Below are 20,553 nucleotides of genomic sequence, written 5' to 3' on the forward strand. Positions count from 1 at the left end.
TATTATTACTGCCGCATAACGATTACAAAATTACACAAAAAAATATATCTAACAAAAGTGGGAGGATTTTTTAACTTTTTACCATAGACATTTTATTAGGGAAGCGTAGGTTCAACTGGTAAGTACAAATAAGTAGAAATGTTTGAACAACAACGTTTTAGGAAGTTGAAAAAAATCAAGTTTCTCTCTCGGTATAACGTTTATTTTGGCCAATATCTTCTTTAGTTTGGCATTTGAGTATTTCCCATTCGTGTTCTATTTAGCTCCTTATTATGAGTATGTAGCAAGTTGCTTATCAAATTCAGCCTCTTTGAGGGTCAAATATGGTTTTGCAAATGGTGACTGACAAGACATAAACAAGGTCAGCAGGATTTTTTACATAAATGGACATGAATGTATATAACCTAAAATAAGAATAAATTTTAATAAGGGCTGCCCAAAAAGAAAAAAAATGCAGTTGCCATCCTACAGATACTTGCAGAAAGGATAAAATTTACTTTTAGACCTTTTGGGATAGCCCTTATTAATACTTCAGATAAAATTCCTAAGGTTATATTTTCAATCCTTTGGACCGGGTTTCCTCCTTGGCATACAGCCCCGGATGCCCAGTTATGGTGTGATTGGCGATAATACTTTCCGATGGATTGCGTATTTGCGGTGATGTATCTTCGGGATATTGCCTGATACCGTTTCGCACACCTTTCGCTTCCGGTTTGACCTGTTGCCCTTCATGCTCCTTTTCGGTGATTTCGGGTGTAGGCGGCGCAAGTTCCAGCTGTATCTTGCGGTCAAGGGCGGCAAGTTCGGACTTCAACTGTTTCAGTTCTTCCTCCTTCTTCCACACCTTGCCTGCTATCTCCTGCAACTGCGGTATCTCACGTTCCAAGACCTCATTCTTCGCTTTATACTGGTCGATGATGGAGGGGATTCTCTCAATCGCGTTGAGGAAGTTGCGGGCGGCGGCCAACGGGTCAGCCAGCGCCAGATGCCCGTTGTTGTAGGTGTACTTGTAGTTCCCCTCGACCACGAAGCGGTTGTCGGTAAACTCCAATCCCTCTTTGAGTATCCTTTCGCTGACCACCTTTATCGGGAAACCGTAAAACTCTCCAACCTGCGTGTACAACCCTCCGGTCGTGGCATTCTTGGCTATCTCCTGCAAACGCTTTCCGATGACTTTCTCATCGGCGGAATCCACTCCGTCCACCTTTATTATATTAAGGTGATTGCCCTCCTTGTCGGTCTGCACCACAGAGAGGAAGCGGTTCCAGTCCTCCGTCATGGCATCTATGAAAGCTGTGTTGTTGCCCAGCTCGCGGGTCTTCGATTCCAGCTTGAACTCCGAATCACGCTTGCCCTTGTTGAACGACTTGCGTTCCCCTTCGAGCGAGGCGATACGTTTTTCCAGTTTCGCCTTGTCCAGCAGGTCGGTGTTGCCGGATAGCAACGCCATATATTCCGAGAAGTTCATGCCCGATTTCTCGTCCATTGCCCCCTCGTCGATGGTACGCGCTTCCATAGCACCGCTTTTAAGCTGGCTGATGAAAGTCTGCTTGCAGTGCAGGAGGTTGAACTTGTAACTGTCCAGTGATTTTTCCACCGCGTAGATTATTACGTCCACGTTGTTCCCGGCGAAATGCTTGGCTATCTCGTTGCCTGCTCTAACTCCCCGTCCGTCACGCTGTTGCAGGTCGGACGGTCGCCACGGCGTATCAAGATGATGAATTGCCACACACCGTTTCTGTGCGTTCACACCCGTTCCGAGCATGGAGGTGGAGCCGAACAGCACACGCACCGTCCCGGCGTTCATGGCATCTATCACCGCCTTCCGAGCCTTGTCGGTCTTGCACTCCTGAATGAAGCGCACCTCGCTTGGCGGTATGCCGTAGTCCTCCGTCAGTTTGCGCTTGATTTCCGAATAGACGTTCCACCCATCGCCCGGCTGGTAAGTCCCCAAGTCAGAGAAAACGAACTGCGTGCCTTTCTGCGCGTCGTATTTTTGATAATACTCCGCGATTATTTTGGCACAGTGGCTCGCCTTGTTGTCGGGGTGGTCTTCGTAATGCGGGTCTATCATGCGCATGTCGAGTGCCATCTTCCGGGCATAGTCCGTGGCGATAAGCATCTTCGCCTTTTCCTCCGTTTCCGAAAGCGGCAGTCTGCCCAACAGGGTGGCGTCGCCCGTCTTGGCGAATTGCATCAGCTTCTGTATGAAGTCCTCCTGCTCCGGCGTGGGCGGTATGTGGTGCAGTATCTCGTTTTTGTTGGGACGGTCCACGCCCACATCCTCCGCCGTGCGGTAGTCCGTGATTTCATTATAGAAGGCGGCAAGCTCCGGCACTTTGATGAAGTAGCGGAAACGCTCCTTCTGCACCACGTTGTTCGTCACGTTGAACTCAAAATCCGTTGTCTTCTTGGCAAATATCGCCGACCACGCATCAAAACATCGAATGTCCTGCCGTTCCAGCTCCTTCGGGCGCAGGTACTTGAACAGCAGGTACAGCTCAGTCAGCGAGTTGCTGATAGTCGTGCCGGAGAGGAAGGTCGCCCCCAAGTCCTTGCCCGTGCGCTCCTGTATGGTGCGGATAGCAAAGAGCATGTTCAGTGCCTTCTGGCTTCCCTCGCTGTTCCCCAATCCCGCCACACGGTCGTGGCGCGTGTTGAAAGTCAGATTCTTGAACTGGTGCGATTCATCAATGAAAATGTGGTCGATGCCCATCTGCTTGAAGTCCACCACGTCGTCCGTGCGTGACTTTATGGCGTGTTCCACCTTCTCCAATTTCGCTTCAAGGTTATGCTTGCGCTTCTCCAGACCTTTCAGCATCGCCCGCGATACGTTCTTTCCCTGCTGGCGCAGCACTTCGAGGTTTTCCTCCACCGTGTCAAGCTCCGCTTGCAGGATGCGCTGCTGCAACTCCGGCGACTGCGGTATCTTGCCGAACTGGTCGTGCGACATAATGACACAATCGTAGTCGTTGTTCTTGATGTTGTTGAAGAAACGCACGCGGTTGGCGGTCGAAAAGTCTTTCTCCGAAGCGTACAGAATCCTCGCGTTGGGATATGCCGCTTGATAGGTGGCGGCAATCTCCGCAACATTGGCTTTCAGCCCGATAATCATCGGCTTGTGCGCCAAGTTCAGACGCTTCATTTCATGCGCGGCGATGCACATTATCAGCGTCTTGCCGGTTCCAACCTCGTGGTCACAAATTCCGCCGCCGTTCTGTTTCAGCATCCAGACGCAATCCATCTGCGAGGGATAGACGCTCCTGATGCCCCGGCTTGCCAGCCCTTTCAGATTGAGGTCGGGAAAAGTCTGATGCGAGCCGTCATACTTCGGGCGCACGAAACAGTTGAACTTGCGGTTATACATCGTCGTCAGCCGCTCCTTGAACTGTGGCGACTGCTCTTCGAGCCATTCGGAGAAGCCGTTTCGTATCTCGTCAATCTTGGCGTTGGCGAGCTGTATTCCCTCGCTGTCGCGCACCTTGATGTCGTTGCCATGCTCGTCCCTGCCGATGGACTTCATCATGTCGGGACAGGTGTTGTGCAGGGCGTGTTTCAGAAGGTGCATGCCGTCATAGTTACGGTAATACCCCTTCACCAGAAACTCGTCCGTGATTTTCATGGTGCGGTAGCCGCACGCCACCGAAAACTCGTCCATGCTTGCAGAGTAGGCGATTTTCACCTCCGTGTCGAACAGCCGGCTCATGTAGGCGGCATAGACACCCGTCGGAATCCAGCGTTCCCCGAAATTGAAATCAAGGTCTTCAAAAGCGATGCGCGGCGGTTCGGCATCTTTCAGAGCCTCCAACGCCTGCTTCACCTCCGGCATACGTTCACTTTCGGGGTTTTCGCCCATCCAAGCCTCTATGCGTTCCGCTTTCTCTATCACGTTTCCGGCAATAAAGCGGTCCTTAATCTCGTAACCGGTTACGAGCGGATTGTAATAGATGCGCCCTTGCAGGGCTGTGAGCAAATCCTCCGCCGTACTGTCGGTTATCTCCCGCATATAGTCGAGATCGACAGTGCCGAACTTGTTGAGCGACGCGGACAGTGCTTCTTCGGGTGAGCCGACGTTGGCATGGCTCTCCACGGAGAAGGAAACGGGACGCTCGAAGATGTCCGCCTTGACAAACTTCCCGTTCTCCGCCCGTTCCAGCGAAAGGATGTCACGCCCGCCCGCGTCCATCATCACTAACTTCACGTTCTGCTTGGCGTTGAGGTTGCCGTAGCGCATGACAAACTCATCGTAACAGGTGTTTAGATGCTCTCGCCACGGGACATTTGCTTCATGCAGGTTCGATTCATAGCGGTACAGCCGCTCGTAGGCGTCACGGAGTAAAACATACTGTAACGCCTTCTCCTTCTGGTAGCCTTTCAGGTCGAGCGGCTGGAATGTCGCCCCGTATGGCGTGATGTCCTTCAGGTAGCCGATGTTATGACGCCCCCTGTCAGCCACCAGCGACCCTTCGCGCAGGTGCATCTCCGGCGTGCGGTGGTAGGCACGCGGCGAAAGGTCCACGACTTCTTCCTTCGGCTTCTCCGCTTCGATGTCGGGGAAAAGGGAGGTCGCCACCGCTTCCGGTGGGGTATCTGTAACGGCAGGTGCGGTGACTGCTTCCGGCTGTGTTTCCTCCTGCCGTGGTTGCTCACGGGGAGTGTCCGGCACGGCTTTCACTTCCATCTTTTCCGCCGCCGCTTGTTTCTCGTTATGCTGCCTTGCCAGTTCCCGAAGTTCCTTCCTGCGTTCCGGCGTCAAATCCATCATCATCTCGTAGAAGCCGTTGATGGGAGGATTGGTATCCCAGTCCAACGTGGCATAGATGTCGTCCGGGTCGGCAGGCTTGGCGGTGTTCTCCGTTTTAGCCTCCTTGTTCTCTGTTACAGTCTTAGGGGTGGTAGCCGTCGGCACAGCCGTAACATTTTGTGTGACATGCACCTGTGGCTTGGGTAGAACGCGCCTTGCCGAGCTTTCCTTTTTCGCCTCCTTTTTCTTTTTGGCGGTTTTCGGTTGTTGGCTGACTTCTTCCGTCATCCCCCAGAGATCGAGCAAGGATAGCTGCACACCGTCAGAATATTTCGGACGTGGCTCTATCTCCGGCTTTTCCTCTGTGGGTTGCGGTTTCTCCGTCGGAGTTTCCACCGCCTGCATCGAAGATGTTGTTTCCATCTTTATGGCAGTACGCTCCACCTCCTTTTGAACGGTAACTTTTTCTTCCGTTCCCGACTGCCGGATTGAACCCGAATACAGACGCATGGCGAGCCTGTAATGGAAATCCTCGTCGAGCATACGGTGCAAATCCCCGGCGATGCCTGCTGCCTTGCCCTCGTGCAGATAGACCATAGCGGGCTTCCCGTATGGGTCGGTGTCAAGTTTCGCCGTCGTATGCACGATGCGTTCCGGGTGGTGGATGAAATAGGCGTTGTCGGTCAGGTCGGTTTTCGTGTCCGTCTGTATTACGGTCATCAGCCGCTCGTCCTGCGACATTTCCTTCTTGCTGAGGTTCTTTTGCAGGACAATCAGGTCACTGCCCACTTCTGTCCCCGCGTTGTCCGTGAACAGGTTGTTGGGCAGGCGTATCGCGGATACCAGATCAGCCTTACTGAACAGCTCGTTACGCACGGAGGTCTTGGTGCTGTTCAATACCCCTTGCGAGGTGATGAACGCCACGATACCGCCGTCACGCACGGCATCCAGTCCTTTGAGAAAGAAATAGTTGTGGATGGCTTTCTGGGCGGAGCGTCTGCCGAATGAGTCGCTCCGCTGAAACTCAGGGTCGAACACGGCTATGTCTCCGAACGGAATGTTGGACACCGCCAAGTCGAAATAATTGTTGAACGGTCTTTCGATTTTCTCAAAACCGCAGGTGCGCGTTTTCTTGCCGGGATAGAGATGCCTCAGGATTGTACCCGTGAGCAGATCCTTCTCGAAAGCCATCACATCCGCATTGGGGTTGTGCCGCAGCATGGAATCCACGAACACGCCAACCCCCGCCGACGGTTCGAGCATACGGGCGGGGCGGACGCTGTAATCTGCCAGCACGTCCGCGATGGTGTCGGTTATCTCTTTGGGGGTGTAGAAAGCGGTCAGCACGGACGCTTTCAGCGAATCCACAAACCGCTTGTACTCTGTTTCGTCCTTGCTGTTCTCACGGATAAGCCTGTGCAACTCCACTGTCGGGGCGAACAGTTCGAGGTCGGATTTCGCCCACCGGACGGCATCCGTCAGTTCCTTTGCAGGGTTGAGGATACATTTCAGACCGCCGAAACCGCAGTACCTTTGAAGTATGGCACGCTCTTCGGTTGTCGCTGTCCTGTTTTCCCTGTCAAGGATGAATGCCGTCCGTATCGCCTCGATGTTGTCCCGCAGTTTCTGTTTGCGGTTAAACGCCATATTCCCCGATGTAAAGGACGGTTGCCCCCGTCAGCTCCGTGTAGAGCAGGTCGTAATCGGAAGACAGGGCGAAGTTGTCGTCCGAAAGGTCATAGACGGAGAACACGTTGCCGACAAGCGGCATGAGTTTCAGAATAAAGGCTTCTTGTTTCTCTTCCGGCACTTCGTCGAAAAACTCGCTCTCCACGACTTCACGGAGAATGGCGTACCGGGAATAGCGCAGCCCGCGCAGCAGCGTGTCCATCGCCTGCTCTTGCGCGCCATCGGCGGGATAGCCTTCGAGCCGCGCCTTTTCATACGTTTCGGCGGCACGGTCGGCCCGTTCCCGTATGAAAGCGGTGTCAGTCGCCTGTTCAAACTTGTTCGTGCGGAGGTAGTCCAGCAGGTACAGACCGTAATAGGAAAAGTCGGTCTGACCCTCGTTTTTCTTCTTGTTGTTCATTACTTTGGAGTTTAGTGGATTGATATTTAACGGGATAATTGATTGGAAAAAGGAAGAAAAAGGCACTCGGTATCCCTCCGAGTGCCACCACTAAATCCAAAGTATGAGTGTAATCCGGTATCGAAGAACAATTCATTACTCTGAACAAGTGGCAAAGTTAGTGCAAATCGAAGACAATACGAAAAAAACTTGTTTGTTTCTATTGTTGAGATGCAGCCTAACTTATCAAAAGTTAGTGATTATTTCCTTTTTTTCGGATAGGAAGACTTGCATTTCTTTTCCGGGAACACGAACGTCGTGTTATATTCCCCGTCAAAGGCGACTATGGCATCGAAGTTCTTGCCCTGCTTGCTCTTGAAGCCTTTGAGCGGCTTGGTGTGCCCGTCGGTGAGCAGGTCTTTGATTTCGTCGTCGGACAGGGTGCGTCCCGCTTTCTGCCGGAACACGGGCAGTCCGCACTCCGTGTTGTCGCAACGTACCACCTTGCCGTAGAACCGCATCCTGCCCGTGCCGCACTTGGGACACGCGCAGCCGGAATCACGGCTGCCGAAGAGCTTGTCGCACGAGAGCAGTTCGGAGGTGATTTCCCGTGTGTACGCCTCTATCTCCTTGCGGAAAGTGTCGGCGGGCAGTTCCCCGCGCTCGATACGTGCCAGTTCCTTTTCCCATTCGCCCGTCATGGCTACATCGGCGATGCGCATCGTCTTCACCACGGAATTGAGGGCGAGTCCCTTTTCGGTGGGAACAAGCGACTTCTTGCAGCGTTCCATGTAACCGCGCTTGAAAAGCGTTTCGATGATGGACGCTCGTGTGGCGGGAGTGCCGATGCCGCAGTCCTTCATCGCCTGCCGCAGCGCGTCGTCCTCAATTTCCTTGCCCGCTGTTTCCATTGCCGAGAGCAGGGTGGCTTCGGTATGCAGCGGCTTGGGTTTGGTCTTTCCTTCGGTGATGGAGGTGGCTTTCAGCGTGAGCGTGTCGCCATCCTGCCAGCCGGGGATGGTAGTTTCCTCCTTTTCCTCGCCATAGACGGCACGCCATCCGGCTTGCTTCACGACACTGCCTTTCACGGTGAACTCCACTCCGGCACATTCTGCCGTGACAGCAGTCACGTCCTTGACGCATTTTTCGGAGAATGCCTCTATCATTCGTCCGGCAATCATCTGATAAATGGTGCTGTCCTCTTTGGAGAGGAAGAGCGGTTTCTCTCCCGTGACGAGCAGGGCATGGTGGTCTGTTACCTTGCCGTCATCCACGCTACGGCGTGTCGGGATGGCTTTTGCCCGCACCTTGTCTTTCCATTCGGGCTGCGTGCCGATAAAGGCGAGTAGCTTGGGGATTTCAGCGAACACGTCTTCGGGGATGTAGCGGCTTCCCGTTCTCGGATAGGTTATCAACTTCTTCTCGTAGAGCTTCTGCGCGATTTCAAGCGTCTGTTCCGCCGTGAAGCCGTGCTTGGCGTTGGCTTCTTTTTGGAGCGTGGTCAGGTCGTACAGCAAGGGAGTTTCTTCCGTCTTCTCCTTACGCTCTGCTTTCGTTACCGTTGCGCTGCCTGCCGCCTTTACCTTATTATATAGCTCCGTTGCCGGTTCTTTCGACTTCCATTTCTCGGAGGATGAGAGTTTCACGACCTCGCCGTCGCAACCGTCTGTTGCGATATGGAGCTGCCAGAATGCTTCGGACGTAAAACGGCGGTTCTCCCAATAGCGTTCACACACCATCGCCAGCGTGGGTGTCTGCACACGCCCCACCGAATACGTGCCATGTCCGGCGGCTATGGATAACGCCTGAGTGCCGTTGATGCCCACGAGCCAGTCGGATTCGCTCCGCGCTTTGGCGGCGAGGTATAGGTTGTCGTACCTGCTGCCGTCTTCGAGGTTGCGCAGTCCCTCACGGATAGCCTTGTCGGTGAGCGAGCTGATCCACAGACGCACGAAAGGAGTGGTGCAACCCGTATAGTGGTAGAGGTAGCGGAAGATAAGCTCTCCCTCGCGTCCGGCATCGGTCGCCACGATGATTTGTTCGCTTGTGTCGAACAGTCTTTTGATGACTTTTATCTGCGACACCACGCCGCTGTCGGGCTTGTAACCTTTCTCCGTCCTGACCTGACGGGGGACGAGCGTGAATGTGTCGGGAATAATCGGGAGGTTGTCACGGACAAATCCGCGCACGCCGTAGCCGTCGGGCATGGCAAGCTGAACGAGGTGTCCGAATGCCCATGTCACGGCATAGCCGCCTCCTTCGAAATATCCTTCCTCTCTCTTTGTCGCGCCCACGATGCGGGCGATTTCACGTGCCACGGAGGGCTTTTCTGCAATGATTGTCTTCATGTTTTCTTGCTTTTTTGTTGATACTTTGGATTTTATTTTGGATTCAGTGGCGGACACGGGATTACATTTTCATGCCTTTGTTGTTCTTCTTTTTCGGCTTCTCCTGCTGCTGTTGCTGGCGGTCGTCCTTTGGGGCGGTCTGACCTTTCTGCAAAGGCTCTTTCAGGTTCTTTGTCGCCTCGTTGGTTTTGCCCTCGTTGTTCACCGCCACCTGTGTGCGGCTCTCGTTGGACGGGGCGACCTGCTGGGCGTTGTCGGGGTTCGTTTCGTAGCGGTACGGGCGGCCCTTCTCCGGGTTGAACTTGATATACATCGTGGCATGGAAGCCCTGCTTGTCGGTCACGTTCTCCAGTTTCACGGCTTTACCCGCCACGTAGTCGGCTTTCTGCTTGTCGGTGAAGTTCACGCCGCTCCATTTGCTGATGGGGCGGATGCTGCCGTCCTCGTTCATCCACGTGTTGCGGCGTTGCTCCTTCTTGGTCTGTGCGGCATTTTCCCCGCCTTGCGCCTGACTTTTCGAGGTGTCACCTTTGGCTTCCTGCGTCTGTGCGGTACGGGGCGACCTTCCGGTTCCCGGCACGAACTCCACGCCGCGCTGCTCCACGTTCACTTGAAGGGTGGTGACGAACTTCCTGCCGTCGTTGCGCTCGATGAGCTTGTCGCGCACGGGCAGTCCGGCGCGGAGCATGTCCTGCTCCTGTTTGGTGATTTCCGTCTTGCCGATGCGCTCCGGGATGCGCACCTTGTTTGCCGGAATGTCCGTGATTTCATTCGTCTTGCGGTCGATGCTGATGTAGGAGGGGATGATTTCGCCCGTTTCCCTGTCCACAATGTCCACGACCCTGCCGAGGTTGCCCGTTTCGCGCAGGTTCTTCCGGTCATCGTCGGAGAATTTGTGTTCCTTGTACTCATCTAACTTCTGCTCCTTGCGGATGAAGTGCGGCACGAGGCTGACATTTCCCTCGCCGTCCTTCTTGAAGGAGAGGCGGGCGTCCAGCTCGAATGATTCGCCGCCGAAGGTGGGCTTGACCTTTACCAAGTCGGACTTGCCGTAGTGGAGCATCTTCGTAAGGTCTCCGGACTTTTCAAGGTCGTCACGCTTCACGCCCCATCTGTCCTCCAGCTCCTGCCAGTTGATTTTGCTCTCGTTGATGGGTTGGTAGCCCTGTCTGCCCTGCGTCTGTTGCGGGCTTTCCTGCTGTTCTTTCTGTTGTTCCATGTTTTCCTGTTTTTGAGGTTCTTGTTTCTCTGTCTTTTGTGCCGCCATCTCTTCCTGCACCTGCTGTTGATAAGGGAAGGTGTCGATTTTGTGCGGTGCAAGGATTTGTTTGTTCTGGTACGGATGCTGAAGCAGGTCTTTCATCACGCCAAGCATGGAATCCACTTGGTCTGCCGCGATGCGGTAGAAACCGAAGCGGCTGGGTTCCTTGCACTGCCGGAAGAAGTTCTTGAAGAAGTTGTCCAGCACGTCGCCGTGTCGGTCGAATTGCAGGAAACTCTGCGCGTTCTCAGCTTTCGCAGGGGTACGCTTGGGTGTGTCGTCTGCATTCAGCCCGGCTACCACGCTGATCTCGCCCGTCTTCTCGTCACGGACTACCAGCACGTCCTTTTCGTCTTTTTTCTTTGCCATTTGAAAAATGTTTTAATGGGTTATTTATGAAAGAAATTATGGATACGAGCCTTGTAGAAGGCTATATCTTCTTTTTTGAAGTCCTTGATATGGTTGGAAAGGAATGTCAGCACATCCTCCTCGCTGTAATAGGTTTTCTTGCCCAGTGTCTTGTAGGGCAATGCGCCGACACTGCGGTAGCGTTGCAGTGTGCGCTTGCTTATCTGGAGCAGCATGCACAAATCCTGATTGTCGAAAAGGCGGATGCTTTCCGTGATAGTAGGCTGTTTCCCCTCAGCCTTCATCGCCAGCAGCAGTTCGTCCTGACGGTCGAGCCGTTCCATCAGCTTCTGCATCCAGCCCTCGAAGTTGTTTCGTGTGAGCAGTTCCATGACCTATGTCCTCCTTCCTTTTGGTTTGCCGCCAGTGCGCAGCGTGTGGTTGCGTTTCAATTCCTGCGGTGTCGCCGCGTCCTCGTTGACGGCACACGCTTCAAGCAGGCGGTCTATTTCCGACTGCCGGTAGCGGCATTTACCGCGAAGCACGACATAACCGATGCGTTGCTCGCTGCGCATACGCTGGAGGGTGCGGGTACTCACGTTAAGCAGGTGCGCCGCCTCGCGTGTGGTGAGCAACCTGTCGGGCGATGCCGCTTTCTTGTCGCCGGAGGCGGCACGGACGTGTGCCGCAATCTCCGCTATCTGTTCCGTCAATGACCGGAAGGCAGAACTTTCCATCGTTATCACTTTCATATTCAGTCCTTTATTTTTGTTTATTTTCATGAACATAGGCTGCGCCTCGGCATACCGTTCAAGCAAGTTTGACGCTCTACACTCGGCTTGCTCTATGTTTCTGCGACAAAATTCGGCAATAAACAAAAGGGGCTTTAACAACTCACTACGTGACTCACGTAAGATTTTTACGGAAGATGGCTCCGTAACCCGGTCAAACGGTGCAACAGGCAGCCTTTCAGCGGAAAACGGTACGTGTTAAGGGCTGCATCGTTACCTTTGCGGGCAAACCGATAATTGCATGAATATGGAAATAGTATCTATCGAGAAAAAGACTTTCGAGATGATGGTGGCGGCATTCGGCGCACTCTCGGAGAAGGTCGCCGCCCTAAGGCGCAAAAGCGACACGGGGCGCATGGAAAGATGGCTCACGGGCGAGGAGGTCTGCGGGCAGTTGAGAATAAGCCCGCGCACGTTGCAGACGCTGCGCGACAGGCGGCTTATCGGCTACTCGCAGATAAACCGCAGGTTCTATTACAAGCCGGAGGAGGTTAAGAGGTTGATACCGCTTATCGGCACGCTCTATTCGCACGGCAGATGATTTGATTTATTCACCCACTGAATCCGAAGTTATGATGAACGAGACCAACGATGTTTTTACGATGGAAGACGAGCCGATAGCCTCTGTGATGCAGGATATGCGCAAAGGCTCGAAATGGCTGTCTGTATTTCTGGAAAGTTACCGCCCTCCGCTGGACGGGGAACGTTACCTGACTGACGGTGAGGTGGCGGAACTGCTCCGTGTCAGCCGACGCACCTTGCAGGAATACCGCAACAACCGCGTGTTGTCCTTCATACTTTTGGGAGGGAAGGTGCTTTACCCGGAAACGGGGCTGCGCGAGGTGCTGGAAGCGAACTACCGCAAGCCGCTGGAGTGAGGCGGCCAACATGAAAAAGGAAACGGGCGACATTTTGTGGTGCTGCCCGTTTACTTTTTATATACTTGGGTGTTTTAATGACCTTAAAACCAGTTTTTTGATTGATCCAACCAATTTCTATCGTTAGAAATTCATATAGTTAATAAAAAGTTGTAACTTTGCATTTAACGCAATCTAAAAATTAATTGTAATGGCAATTTTAAACAACATTAAAAATGTACTATCAGAAAAAGGAGTTATGAGCAAATGGTTGGCAAAACAATTACAGAAAGATCCTGCAACAGTATCTAAATGGTGTAATAATCATTCTCAACCTGATTTGTACACATTTGTTCGTATTGCAAATTTGCTTGATGTTGATGTTCATGAACTTATTTGTCATACAAAAAAATAGTATCTAAAGGAATATAGATGTTTCACCATTTTTAAGCATGTAAATAAAGTGTATGAGCAATAAAATTTGGAATTTTGATATATTAGTTGATGATTGTTTTGTTAATTTTAATACAAAAAAGCAAGAAATAAATCCAGATCATAATGACAGGTTATTATCAGTTGCTAATGGCTTTGAAGATGGCAGTTGGAGATATCGTCAATTCAAAGAATTTGTTTTCAGTAATATTGCAGAAACAGCTTTGTCTGCACAAGAACGAGAGAAATTAATAGATAATGATTACGGTAGGCTTATTGAGGCTGCCAAACATTTACGACTTGTTGACAAAGAGCAGAATGGAAAGGGAAGTGAAATAGCGGAAATTATTCTATATGGCATAATGAAGAACCATTATAAAGCCTTATCTGCAATACCTAAAATTTTTTATAAACAGAATGATAATGATAATGCAAAGGGCTCTGATTCTGTACACATTGTAATTGACCCAAATGGAGGCTTTCAACTTTGGTTAGGAGAAGCTAAATTTTATAATTCTCTTGAGGATGCGCGATTATACGAACCAATAAATTCTGTTGAACAAATGTTGCGCAAACCTATTATGAAAAAGGAATGCGGAATAATGACCAATCTCAATGAACTTGATAAACAAATTGAAAACCAAACATTACTTAAAAAGATAAAAGAATGTTTCGATGAGAATACTTCCATTGACGAAATACTACATATACCTATTCTTTTATTACATGAATGCCAGATAACAGCAAGTACTACTGAAATGAGTGATGAGTATAAAAATAGTATTATTTCTTTTCATAGAGATCGTGCTCATTCGTTTTTTAAGAAGCAGATCAACAAGCTTAGTTCTGTTCATAAGTATTCGGAAATAAACTTTCATTTGATTCTTTTTCCTGTTCCTGATAAAACAAAAATAGTAAACTGGTTTATTTCACAAGCAAAAAATCTCAAAAATGATGCAGACGAATGATATATATAATACATGTTTAGATATAAGTAATGTTCTAAATGCTGGTGATATAAGTAATGCAAGATCCAAAGTAATTACATTACTTCATGAGATTAATGGTACTAACAATAATTCATATATGGAATTAGTCAACCATCTTATTCGTGAAGTGGGGCTTTTACCGTATATTGATACATATACTGCATCTTGGGAAGATCGGTTTGTATGTGAAGTTTTTAAAGTTAATATTGGAGAAAGAAAACCTTGTGTCTTACATACTGCTCAATCACAGGTATTAAAGAAGTTATTAGAAGGGAAAAGCGTTGCGGTGAGTGCTCCTACAAGTTTTGGTAAAAGTTTTGTTATTGATGCATTTATTGCGATTAAACAACCAATTAATGTTGTAATATTAGTACCTACGGTTGCTCTTGCAGATGAAACAAGAAGACGAATTTGCCGAAAATTCTCTCATCAATATAAAATAATTACAACAACAGATGTAGAACTTGCGGAGAAAAACATATTGGTATTTCCGCAAGAAAGAGCTTTTGCCTATATAGATAAACTTCCTTCAATTGATATTCTAATCGTTGATGAGTTTTATAAGGCAAGTACAAATTTTGATCTTGAAAGAAGCTCCACTTTACTCAGTTCAATGGTAGAACTCGGAAAGAAAGCTAAACAAAGATATTATCTTGCCCCAAATATCCATGAAATAGAAGAAAATGTATTCACTGAAGGGATGACATTTCTGCGTATGGATTTTAAGACCGTTGTAACGCATGCATGGCGGTTATATAAAAGCAGACCAAAGAATGAAGATAAACAGAGTTTTAAGACACGTAAACTTATTGAATTAATAAATACAGGTATAGGTAAAGCTTTGATATATACCGGCACATATAAGGGAATTGAAGAAGTAACAACAATTCTTAACAGAAATTTATATAATAAAGACTCTGAACTGCTTGCTAATTTTTCTGATTGGCTGGAATGCAATTATGGAGAAAAGTATATTCTTAAAGATTTAGTCAAACATGGTATTGGTATTCATAATGGTCAGCTACATCGTTCTCTTAGTCAAATTCAAATAAAACTATTTGAAGAACAGAATGGGTTAGATTATTTGGTATCGACCTCGTCTATAATTGAAGGAGTAAATACTCAAGCAGAGAGTGTCGTTTTATGGTCAAATAAGAACGGGGCTCATAAGATTGATTATTTTACCTTTCGCAACATCATTGGACGCGCAGGCAGAATGTTTCGTTATTTTGTAGGTCGTGTCTATATGCTTGAAGAGCCACCAAGTCAAGAAAATACTAAATTGAGATTAGAGTTTCCTGATGATGTAGTAAAAAAACTTGATGGAAATGACCCCGGTATAAAATTGAATAATGAACAATATGTAAAAATTCAACGATATCAAGATGAAATGATAGAACTTCTTGGAACGGATATTTGGCATAGAATTGAAAGAATACCACAAATCAGAAGTTGTAAACCATCAATGTTAAAGATAATTGCGGAAAAATTGAAAACTGATTCCAATTGGCCAACAAATTGCGATGCTTTACAAAACAATAATACATGGGAATGGAGGGATGCTTTAGGAGATATCATAGAAATTTTGGAATATCATCGAAAAGGACATTTACGGTATTATGCATGTGCATGTAGTAATGGATGGAAAATGACTATAAAAGAGCTATATAACACAGTAAAAGATTATGGTATTACATATGAGGATATATTTACATTTGAAAGATATGTATCCTTTAATCTCTCATCTATTATTGCGGTAATTAATATTATACGTCAAGAACTTTATCCTAATTCCTCAAATATCGCCAATTTTGTATATAAAGCATCAAATGCCTTTTTACCTAAAATTGTATTTCAACTTGAAGAATACGGATTACCGAGGATGATTAGTAAAAAGATACAAAATGCAGGTCTTATAAATCTTGAAGACGATTCTAAAGAGATTACAATCGTTATACAGGAATTTAACACGATAGGAATTGAATACCTTGAACAAAAAATACCTAATCTCCATTCATTTGACAAATATATATTAAAACATTTTATGAACGGAATTCGTTGCATAACGACAAATCAAAAGAATTAAATAATAGCCATATTATTACCTCTATATTTTTTGAGATATGATATGGCTATTTAGATAAGGATCCATATAGAAATTCTTTCGTATAATTTTCATTTGATATCTTCAACAGTACGCAGTTTTTCCGTTCTGTATAAACATCACGTATGTTTGCCGCTTCTCTTGTGAGAGAACCTTTCCTACCAGCCACATGCGGAACAGGTAGGTGTTGTAGGTGTTCAGCCGAAAAGCAATCAGAATAATGATTTCAGGCGCGTACACGTCCGCGTACAGCCCGTTTTCAAGCTGCATGTAGCGGCACACCTTGTAGTCGTTCAGCACGTCAGACTTGCGGACGGCTTTGATGACGGCGTTCACTGCCGGGACGGTCGTATGGAACAGTCCGGCTATTTCGGTGGCGGTCATCCACACATCGTTACCGGTTACGCTGACCGCCTTGTCCTCTATGATGATTATGTCACGTTTCATGGCTCCTCTTTTTTAGATGGTGCAACCTGCAAATTCCTCGACGTTGTTTAACCTTGCGGCAAGGTTTTCCATATCCTGATTGAGTTTTTCTTTGGTTATCTTCGCGTAAATCTGCGTCGTCTTTATGCTCTTGTGTCCAAGCATGGAGCTGACCGTTTCGATGGGTACGCCGTTGGAAAGGAAAACTGTCGTGGCTGCCGTGTGGCGGCTTTGATGCCACGTGATATGCTTGGTGATGCCGCAACGCTTGGCGACGGCACGGATACCGGCAAGGCACGTGTTATAATGCGGAACGGGGAATATCCTGCCGTTCTCGCATAGCCCACGGTATTTGCCGATTATGCGGTTGGCGATGTCAAGCAGGCGGATGTTGGACACCACGCCCGTTTTCTTGCGGTTGATGTTTATCCACTCGTGTTCGTCGAAATAGGTACGGATATTCTCTTCCGTGAGGTTGCGCATATCCGCGAACGACAATCCGGTGAACGCACAGAACAGGTAGAGGTCGCGGTACAGTTCCTGTTTGGCGTTTTTCAGTTTCCCCTCCATCAGCAGGCGTATTTCGTCTTTGGTCAGGAAACTGCGTGTCGTTTCCTCCTTCTTGATTTCATACTCGCGGAACGGGTCGCGTGTCAGCCACTCGTTGTTGATGGCTATGAACACCATTGTCCGTAGCGGGCAGACGTACAGCCACACGGTATTGGTGCAGCAGTGCTTGTCCGTGCGCAGGAACATCTCGAAGTCGGAGATGAAAGCGGGAGTAAGCTCTTTTAGGGCGATGTCCTTCACATGGTAGCGGATGTCGAGGAACTCTTGCAGGTGCTTGTAAACGACACGGTACTTTTCCAGTGTACCTTTTGCTTTCATGCCTGCTTCCACCTGTTTCTCATAGTTCTCGTTGTGCCGACGGAACACCTGCATCAGCGTGTGGTAGCGGTGTTCCAGTCCGAGAAAGGCGTTCTTTACCTTCTCCGCCGTGACGAAGTTGTCACGCTCCATGATTTCCTGATAGTGTCTGTTGATGCGCACCCGCATCTTGTCAAGCATACGGTTCGTTTCGAGTGCCGCCGCGCTTCTGCCCGTGACACGTCCCCCTTTGGTGTCCCACAGCTTCGGATCGACACTCAACTTGCAACTGAACTGCGTCTGGCTGCCGTCCACCGTGATGCGTCCCATGACGGGAACCGTCCCGTCCTTTTTCACTACCTGACGCTTGAGGTAGTAGATTACTGAAAATGTACTCTTCATCGTTCTTAATTTTTGGATTTCAAAATTAGTTGGTGAAGAGTCCGGTGTCGGTACGCAAAACGGGGAGGAACGGCGCAATCTTTTTTCCGTAACCGTATTTGTTACGTGAGTTGTGGGTAACTCACTATAACATAGTGTCTTGTTTCGCCATTCGTACCCGTTTGTCGCATTTTCGGACATGGTTACGAACAAGTAACGTTGCGGCGTCAAGATTTGGCTTCGGCAAGGATTGTAATGGCTTCACGAATTATCGCCACTTTAACTAAAACCCTTGTAACTCAATTCTATCACTATATCTTTCCGCATTTCACTTTTTTGTAGTAACTTTGCATTGTAAACCTGTTCCGGAAAGGATATAAACTAATTCAAAAAATGTATGTTCATGCTCTTTAAGAGGAGATTCTTCGAGCTCTTTTACGCTGATTTCAAACGGCTGATGTAGATTTTCCTTTTTCATGTTGCAAATATACTGTATTTAGGAAAATATATACTAAAAACAAAGAATGAAATCGGTATAATTTTGCTCTCTGAAATAATCTTTTAAATTATATATGAATTATGAACTTCTTAGAATTAGTAAAAGAACGCCATTCTGTTAGGCATTATGCACAGCAAGTGGTAGAAAAAGAAAAACTGGACTACATTTTGGATTGTGCTCGTTTGGCTCCTTCGGCAGTCAATAAACAACCGTGGACATTTATTGTAGTACAGAGCGATTCCCAAAAACAGAAATTAGCTAAGTGCTATCCGGCAAAATGGTTTACGGAAGCTTCTGTATATATTGTTGTATGCGTAAATACTGATATTGCATGGAAACGACAGTTTGATAATAAAAACCATGCTGATATTGACGGGGCTATAACTACTGAGCATATTTGTTTAGCAGCAGCAGAACAAGGGTTAGGAACTTGTTGGGTATGCAATTTTGATGTTGCGATTTGTAAGGAAAATCTTGATTTAGAAGCATATATTCAACCTATAGCAATAATTCCCATTGGCTATCCAATCAGCAAAGAACATCAACTATCTACGAGAAAGGAAATTAATGAAATTGTTTCATATATATAAATTAGGAAATGAAAAAGAAGATATTATTTGTTGTTACCAGCCATGATAGATTGGGAAATACCAATAATCCAACAGGTTATTATTTATCAGAAGTAAGCCACCCTTGGTCTGTTTTGATAAGTGCTAGGTATGAGATAGATTTTGTAAGTCCCAAAGGTGGTAAAGCTCCAGCAGAAGCAGTCGATTTGACAGATGAAATAAATAAAGCGTTTTGGGAAAACTCGGTTTATCGATTTAAAATAGAGCATACATTAAATCCCCAAGAAGTTAATCCTGTAGAATACATTGCAGTTTTTTATGCTGGGGGACACGGAGTTATGTGGGATTATCCTAATAACCAAGATTTAGGAAGAATAGCTCAAACAATTTATGAAAATGGGGGTGTTGTAAGTGCTGTCTGTCATGCGTCAGCAGCTTTATTGAATGTAAAATTATCAAATGGAGAGCTATTAATCAAGGGTAGAAAAATAAATAGTTTCACGAATGAAGAAGAAAAATTCCTTAATACAGATTCAATAGTACCATTTATGCTTGAAACAGAACTAAAAAAAAGAGGTTGTCTTTTTGAAAAATCCGGTTTGTGGAAGTCACATGTTACAGTAGACCATAGAATTATAACAGGACAAAACCCTCAATCTGCCTTAGAGGTTGGAAAAGCTATTTTGCAAGAATTAGAAAATCTATAAAATTGAAGCAATATAGTGAGTTTCTTTATTTTAGGATAATAAGGAATACTCACTATATTCTTAGTTATAGCAATTAATATGAATAAATTATTACAACAGAAGTTTTTTCGATTATTATCGGAATATTCTCAACGTAAAGTTTCTGCATCCGAGTTGATAGAAGCTATTAATGAATTAGCAGCCTATGTAGCCGATTTTAGTATTAATGAGCAAGATTATAGCGTATTAGTACGTTATTTCTCCTTTGGCTTGCATCGTCTTAAATCGTATCGAGTGCGGTTTGAGCAAGAAAAAAATGCCCTATTTGCACTTAATTGATGAAACGATAGGACTTTTAAACACCGAAATTCGCCTTATCGAATGGCGTATCAAGTACCCGGAACAGCTACAGCAACGTACCAACAAACAAGTCCTTTCCCCTCTATATCTCGCTGACAAAACAGCCCTTATCAACATCATGGAAATGGTAAGCGGTCTGTTCCTCTCCAAAGACATCGTGTATCAGAACGGTAAGCCCGCCTACTTGGTGGACTTGGCGAAAGCTTTTGAATGGCTGTTCAATATCAAGATAGGCGACTGTTACCAAAAGCATGAGGACGTGATAAAACGGAAACCGGGCAAACTGACCGAGTTTCTTAATGGACTGGCAGACCTTATCAGAAAGGAACATGACAAGAAAGAATATAGATAATCAGTGACTTATGATTTATTTATAGGGGATTCCATTAGCTCCCCCATAATTTCTTTGCGCCTGTTTTCTGAACTTTGCTTCATCAATCGATTGACAGACCATAATGTATAATCAGAAAAATGAAGCAATCATGTATATAGAGAATGACGATTTCAGCGTATGGATGTAGAAGCTGTACGCCAAACTGGAAGAACTTTGCAAGGATGTACGGGTACTGCGCAATGCCGACAGGGTGCTGCCCGAAGATGACAACCTGCTGGATAATCAGGACTTGTGCCTGCTGTTCAAAGTAAGTATCAAGACCCTGCAACGCTACCGGGCTATCGGTGCGCTGCCGTATTTCACAATCAGCGGAAAAGTATATTACAAGGCTTCCGATGTCCGGGAGTTCATCAAGGAGCGGTTCAGCGTTACCACGCTGCGCCAGTTCGAGAAAGAACACTGCACGAAGAAAAAGGAGTGAATTAAAAA

The 20,553-nt window shown here is 47.3% G+C and carries 18 protein-coding genes and 1 pseudogene; 10 read left to right on the plus strand and 9 right to left on the minus strand.

Features of this window, described 5'->3' with window-relative positions; all coding sequences use genetic code 11:
- Nucleotides 1-550 precede the first annotated feature (550 nt).
- From H8S52_RS10160 to H8S52_RS10185, 6 genes are all read right to left on the minus strand, one after another.
- On the minus strand, nt 551-6,391 hold the full coding sequence (locus tag H8S52_RS10160) for an N-6 DNA methylase (RefSeq protein ID WP_002560999.1): 5,841 nt from the start codon (nt 6,389-6,391) through the stop codon (nt 551-553).
- On the minus strand, nt 6,381-6,833 hold the full coding sequence (locus tag H8S52_RS10165; protein WP_002561000.1) for a DUF1896 domain-containing protein: 453 nt from the start codon (nt 6,831-6,833) through the stop codon (nt 6,381-6,383). Before H8S52_RS10165 ends, H8S52_RS10160 begins: the two co-directional genes overlap by 11 nt.
- Nucleotides 6,834-7,072: 239 nt before the next feature.
- Nucleotides 7,073-9,160, minus strand: coding sequence for a type IA DNA topoisomerase (gene topB / locus H8S52_RS10170; protein WP_002561001.1), 2,088 nt, complete (start codon nt 9,158-9,160; stop codon nt 7,073-7,075).
- A gap of 61 nt (nt 9,161-9,221) precedes the next feature.
- Nucleotides 9,222-10,790, minus strand: a complete 1,569-nt coding sequence (locus H8S52_RS10175; protein ID WP_002561002.1) for a DUF3945 domain-containing protein — start codon at nt 10,788-10,790, stop codon at nt 9,222-9,224.
- Nucleotides 10,791-10,810: 20 nt separating this feature from the next.
- On the minus strand, nt 10,811-11,161 hold the full coding sequence (locus tag H8S52_RS10180) for a helix-turn-helix domain-containing protein (protein ID WP_004291454.1): 351 nt from the start codon (nt 11,159-11,161) through the stop codon (nt 10,811-10,813).
- Between the two features lie 3 nt (nt 11,162-11,164).
- Nucleotides 11,165-11,521: a helix-turn-helix domain-containing protein gene (locus H8S52_RS10185; RefSeq protein ID WP_002561004.1), complete on the minus strand. Its 357-nt coding sequence runs from the start codon at nt 11,519-11,521 to the stop codon at nt 11,165-11,167.
- Nucleotides 11,522-11,801: 280 nt separating this feature from the next.
- Between H8S52_RS10185 and H8S52_RS10190 the strand changes: the two genes are divergently transcribed.
- The 5 genes from H8S52_RS10190 to H8S52_RS10210 all read left to right on the plus strand — a co-directional run bounded on the left by H8S52_RS10190 (nt 11,802) and on the right by H8S52_RS10210 (nt 15,924).
- Complete coding sequence (locus H8S52_RS10190; RefSeq protein WP_019131010.1) at nt 11,802-12,101, plus strand: helix-turn-helix domain-containing protein; 300 nt, start codon at nt 11,802-11,804, stop codon at nt 12,099-12,101.
- Nucleotides 12,102-12,132: 31 nt separating this feature from the next.
- Entirely contained in the window at nt 12,133-12,438 is a 306-nt protein-coding gene (locus H8S52_RS10195) for a helix-turn-helix domain-containing protein (protein ID WP_002561005.1), read from the plus strand.
- Nucleotides 12,439-12,628: 190 nt separating this feature from the next.
- Nucleotides 12,629-12,832, plus strand: coding sequence for a helix-turn-helix transcriptional regulator (locus H8S52_RS10200; protein WP_002561006.1), 204 nt, complete (start codon nt 12,629-12,631; stop codon nt 12,830-12,832).
- A 52-nt stretch (nt 12,833-12,884) separates the two neighbouring features.
- Nucleotides 12,885-13,817 (plus strand): DUF1837 domain-containing protein, encoded by a 933-nt coding sequence (locus H8S52_RS10205; protein ID WP_186909737.1) that lies wholly within the window; start codon nt 12,885-12,887, stop codon nt 13,815-13,817.
- Nucleotides 13,801-15,924 carry a DEAD/DEAH box helicase gene (locus tag H8S52_RS10210; protein ID WP_004355287.1) on the plus strand — a complete coding sequence of 708 codons (2,124 nt, stop codon included), beginning with the start codon at nt 13,801-13,803 and terminating at the stop codon, nt 15,922-15,924. Before H8S52_RS10205 ends, H8S52_RS10210 begins: the two co-directional genes overlap by 17 nt.
- Nucleotides 15,925-16,026: 102 nt before the next feature.
- Here the strand turns inward: H8S52_RS10210 and H8S52_RS10215 are convergent, their stop codons facing one another.
- From H8S52_RS10215 to H8S52_RS10225, 3 genes and pseudogenes are all read right to left on the minus strand, one after another.
- A complete protein-coding gene (locus H8S52_RS10215; RefSeq protein WP_002561010.1) occupies nt 16,027-16,389 on the minus strand; it encodes a hypothetical protein in 363 nt (120 codons plus the stop codon).
- 12 nt (nt 16,390-16,401) lie between these two features.
- Entirely contained in the window at nt 16,402-17,637 is a 1,236-nt protein-coding gene (locus H8S52_RS10220; protein ID WP_002561011.1) for a site-specific integrase, read from the minus strand.
- A gap of 331 nt (nt 17,638-17,968) precedes the next feature.
- Nucleotides 17,969-18,094 (minus strand): annotated as a pseudogene (locus H8S52_RS10225) (AraC family transcriptional regulator); the annotation flags it as partial.
- A gap of 101 nt (nt 18,095-18,195) precedes the next feature.
- On the opposite strand from H8S52_RS10225, the gene H8S52_RS10230 reads away from it, so the two are divergent.
- The 5 genes from H8S52_RS10230 (at nt 18,196) to H8S52_RS10250 (ending at nt 20,545) form a co-directional block, all read left to right on the plus strand.
- Entirely contained in the window at nt 18,196-18,705 is a 510-nt protein-coding gene (locus H8S52_RS10230) for a nitroreductase family protein (RefSeq protein WP_186909738.1), read from the plus strand.
- 8 nt (nt 18,706-18,713) lie between these two features.
- Nucleotides 18,714-19,391, plus strand: coding sequence for a type 1 glutamine amidotransferase domain-containing protein (locus H8S52_RS10235; RefSeq protein WP_186909739.1), 678 nt, complete (start codon nt 18,714-18,716; stop codon nt 19,389-19,391).
- A 78-nt stretch (nt 19,392-19,469) separates the two neighbouring features.
- Nucleotides 19,470-19,709 (plus strand): hypothetical protein, encoded by a 240-nt coding sequence (locus H8S52_RS10240; protein WP_100738405.1) that lies wholly within the window; start codon nt 19,470-19,472, stop codon nt 19,707-19,709.
- A complete protein-coding gene (locus H8S52_RS10245; RefSeq protein ID WP_186909740.1) occupies nt 19,687-20,082 on the plus strand; it encodes an RteC domain-containing protein in 396 nt (131 codons plus the stop codon). Before H8S52_RS10240 ends, H8S52_RS10245 begins: the two co-directional genes overlap by 23 nt.
- A gap of 172 nt (nt 20,083-20,254) precedes the next feature.
- Complete coding sequence (locus H8S52_RS10250) at nt 20,255-20,545, plus strand: helix-turn-helix domain-containing protein (protein WP_255470043.1); 291 nt, start codon at nt 20,255-20,257, stop codon at nt 20,543-20,545.
- Nucleotides 20,546-20,553 lie beyond the last annotated feature (8 nt).

This window comes from Bacteroides sp. NSJ-48 (assembly GCF_014287405.1).
In the GTDB taxonomy this organism is placed as follows: domain Bacteria; phylum Bacteroidota; class Bacteroidia; order Bacteroidales; family Bacteroidaceae; genus Bacteroides; species Bacteroides stercoris.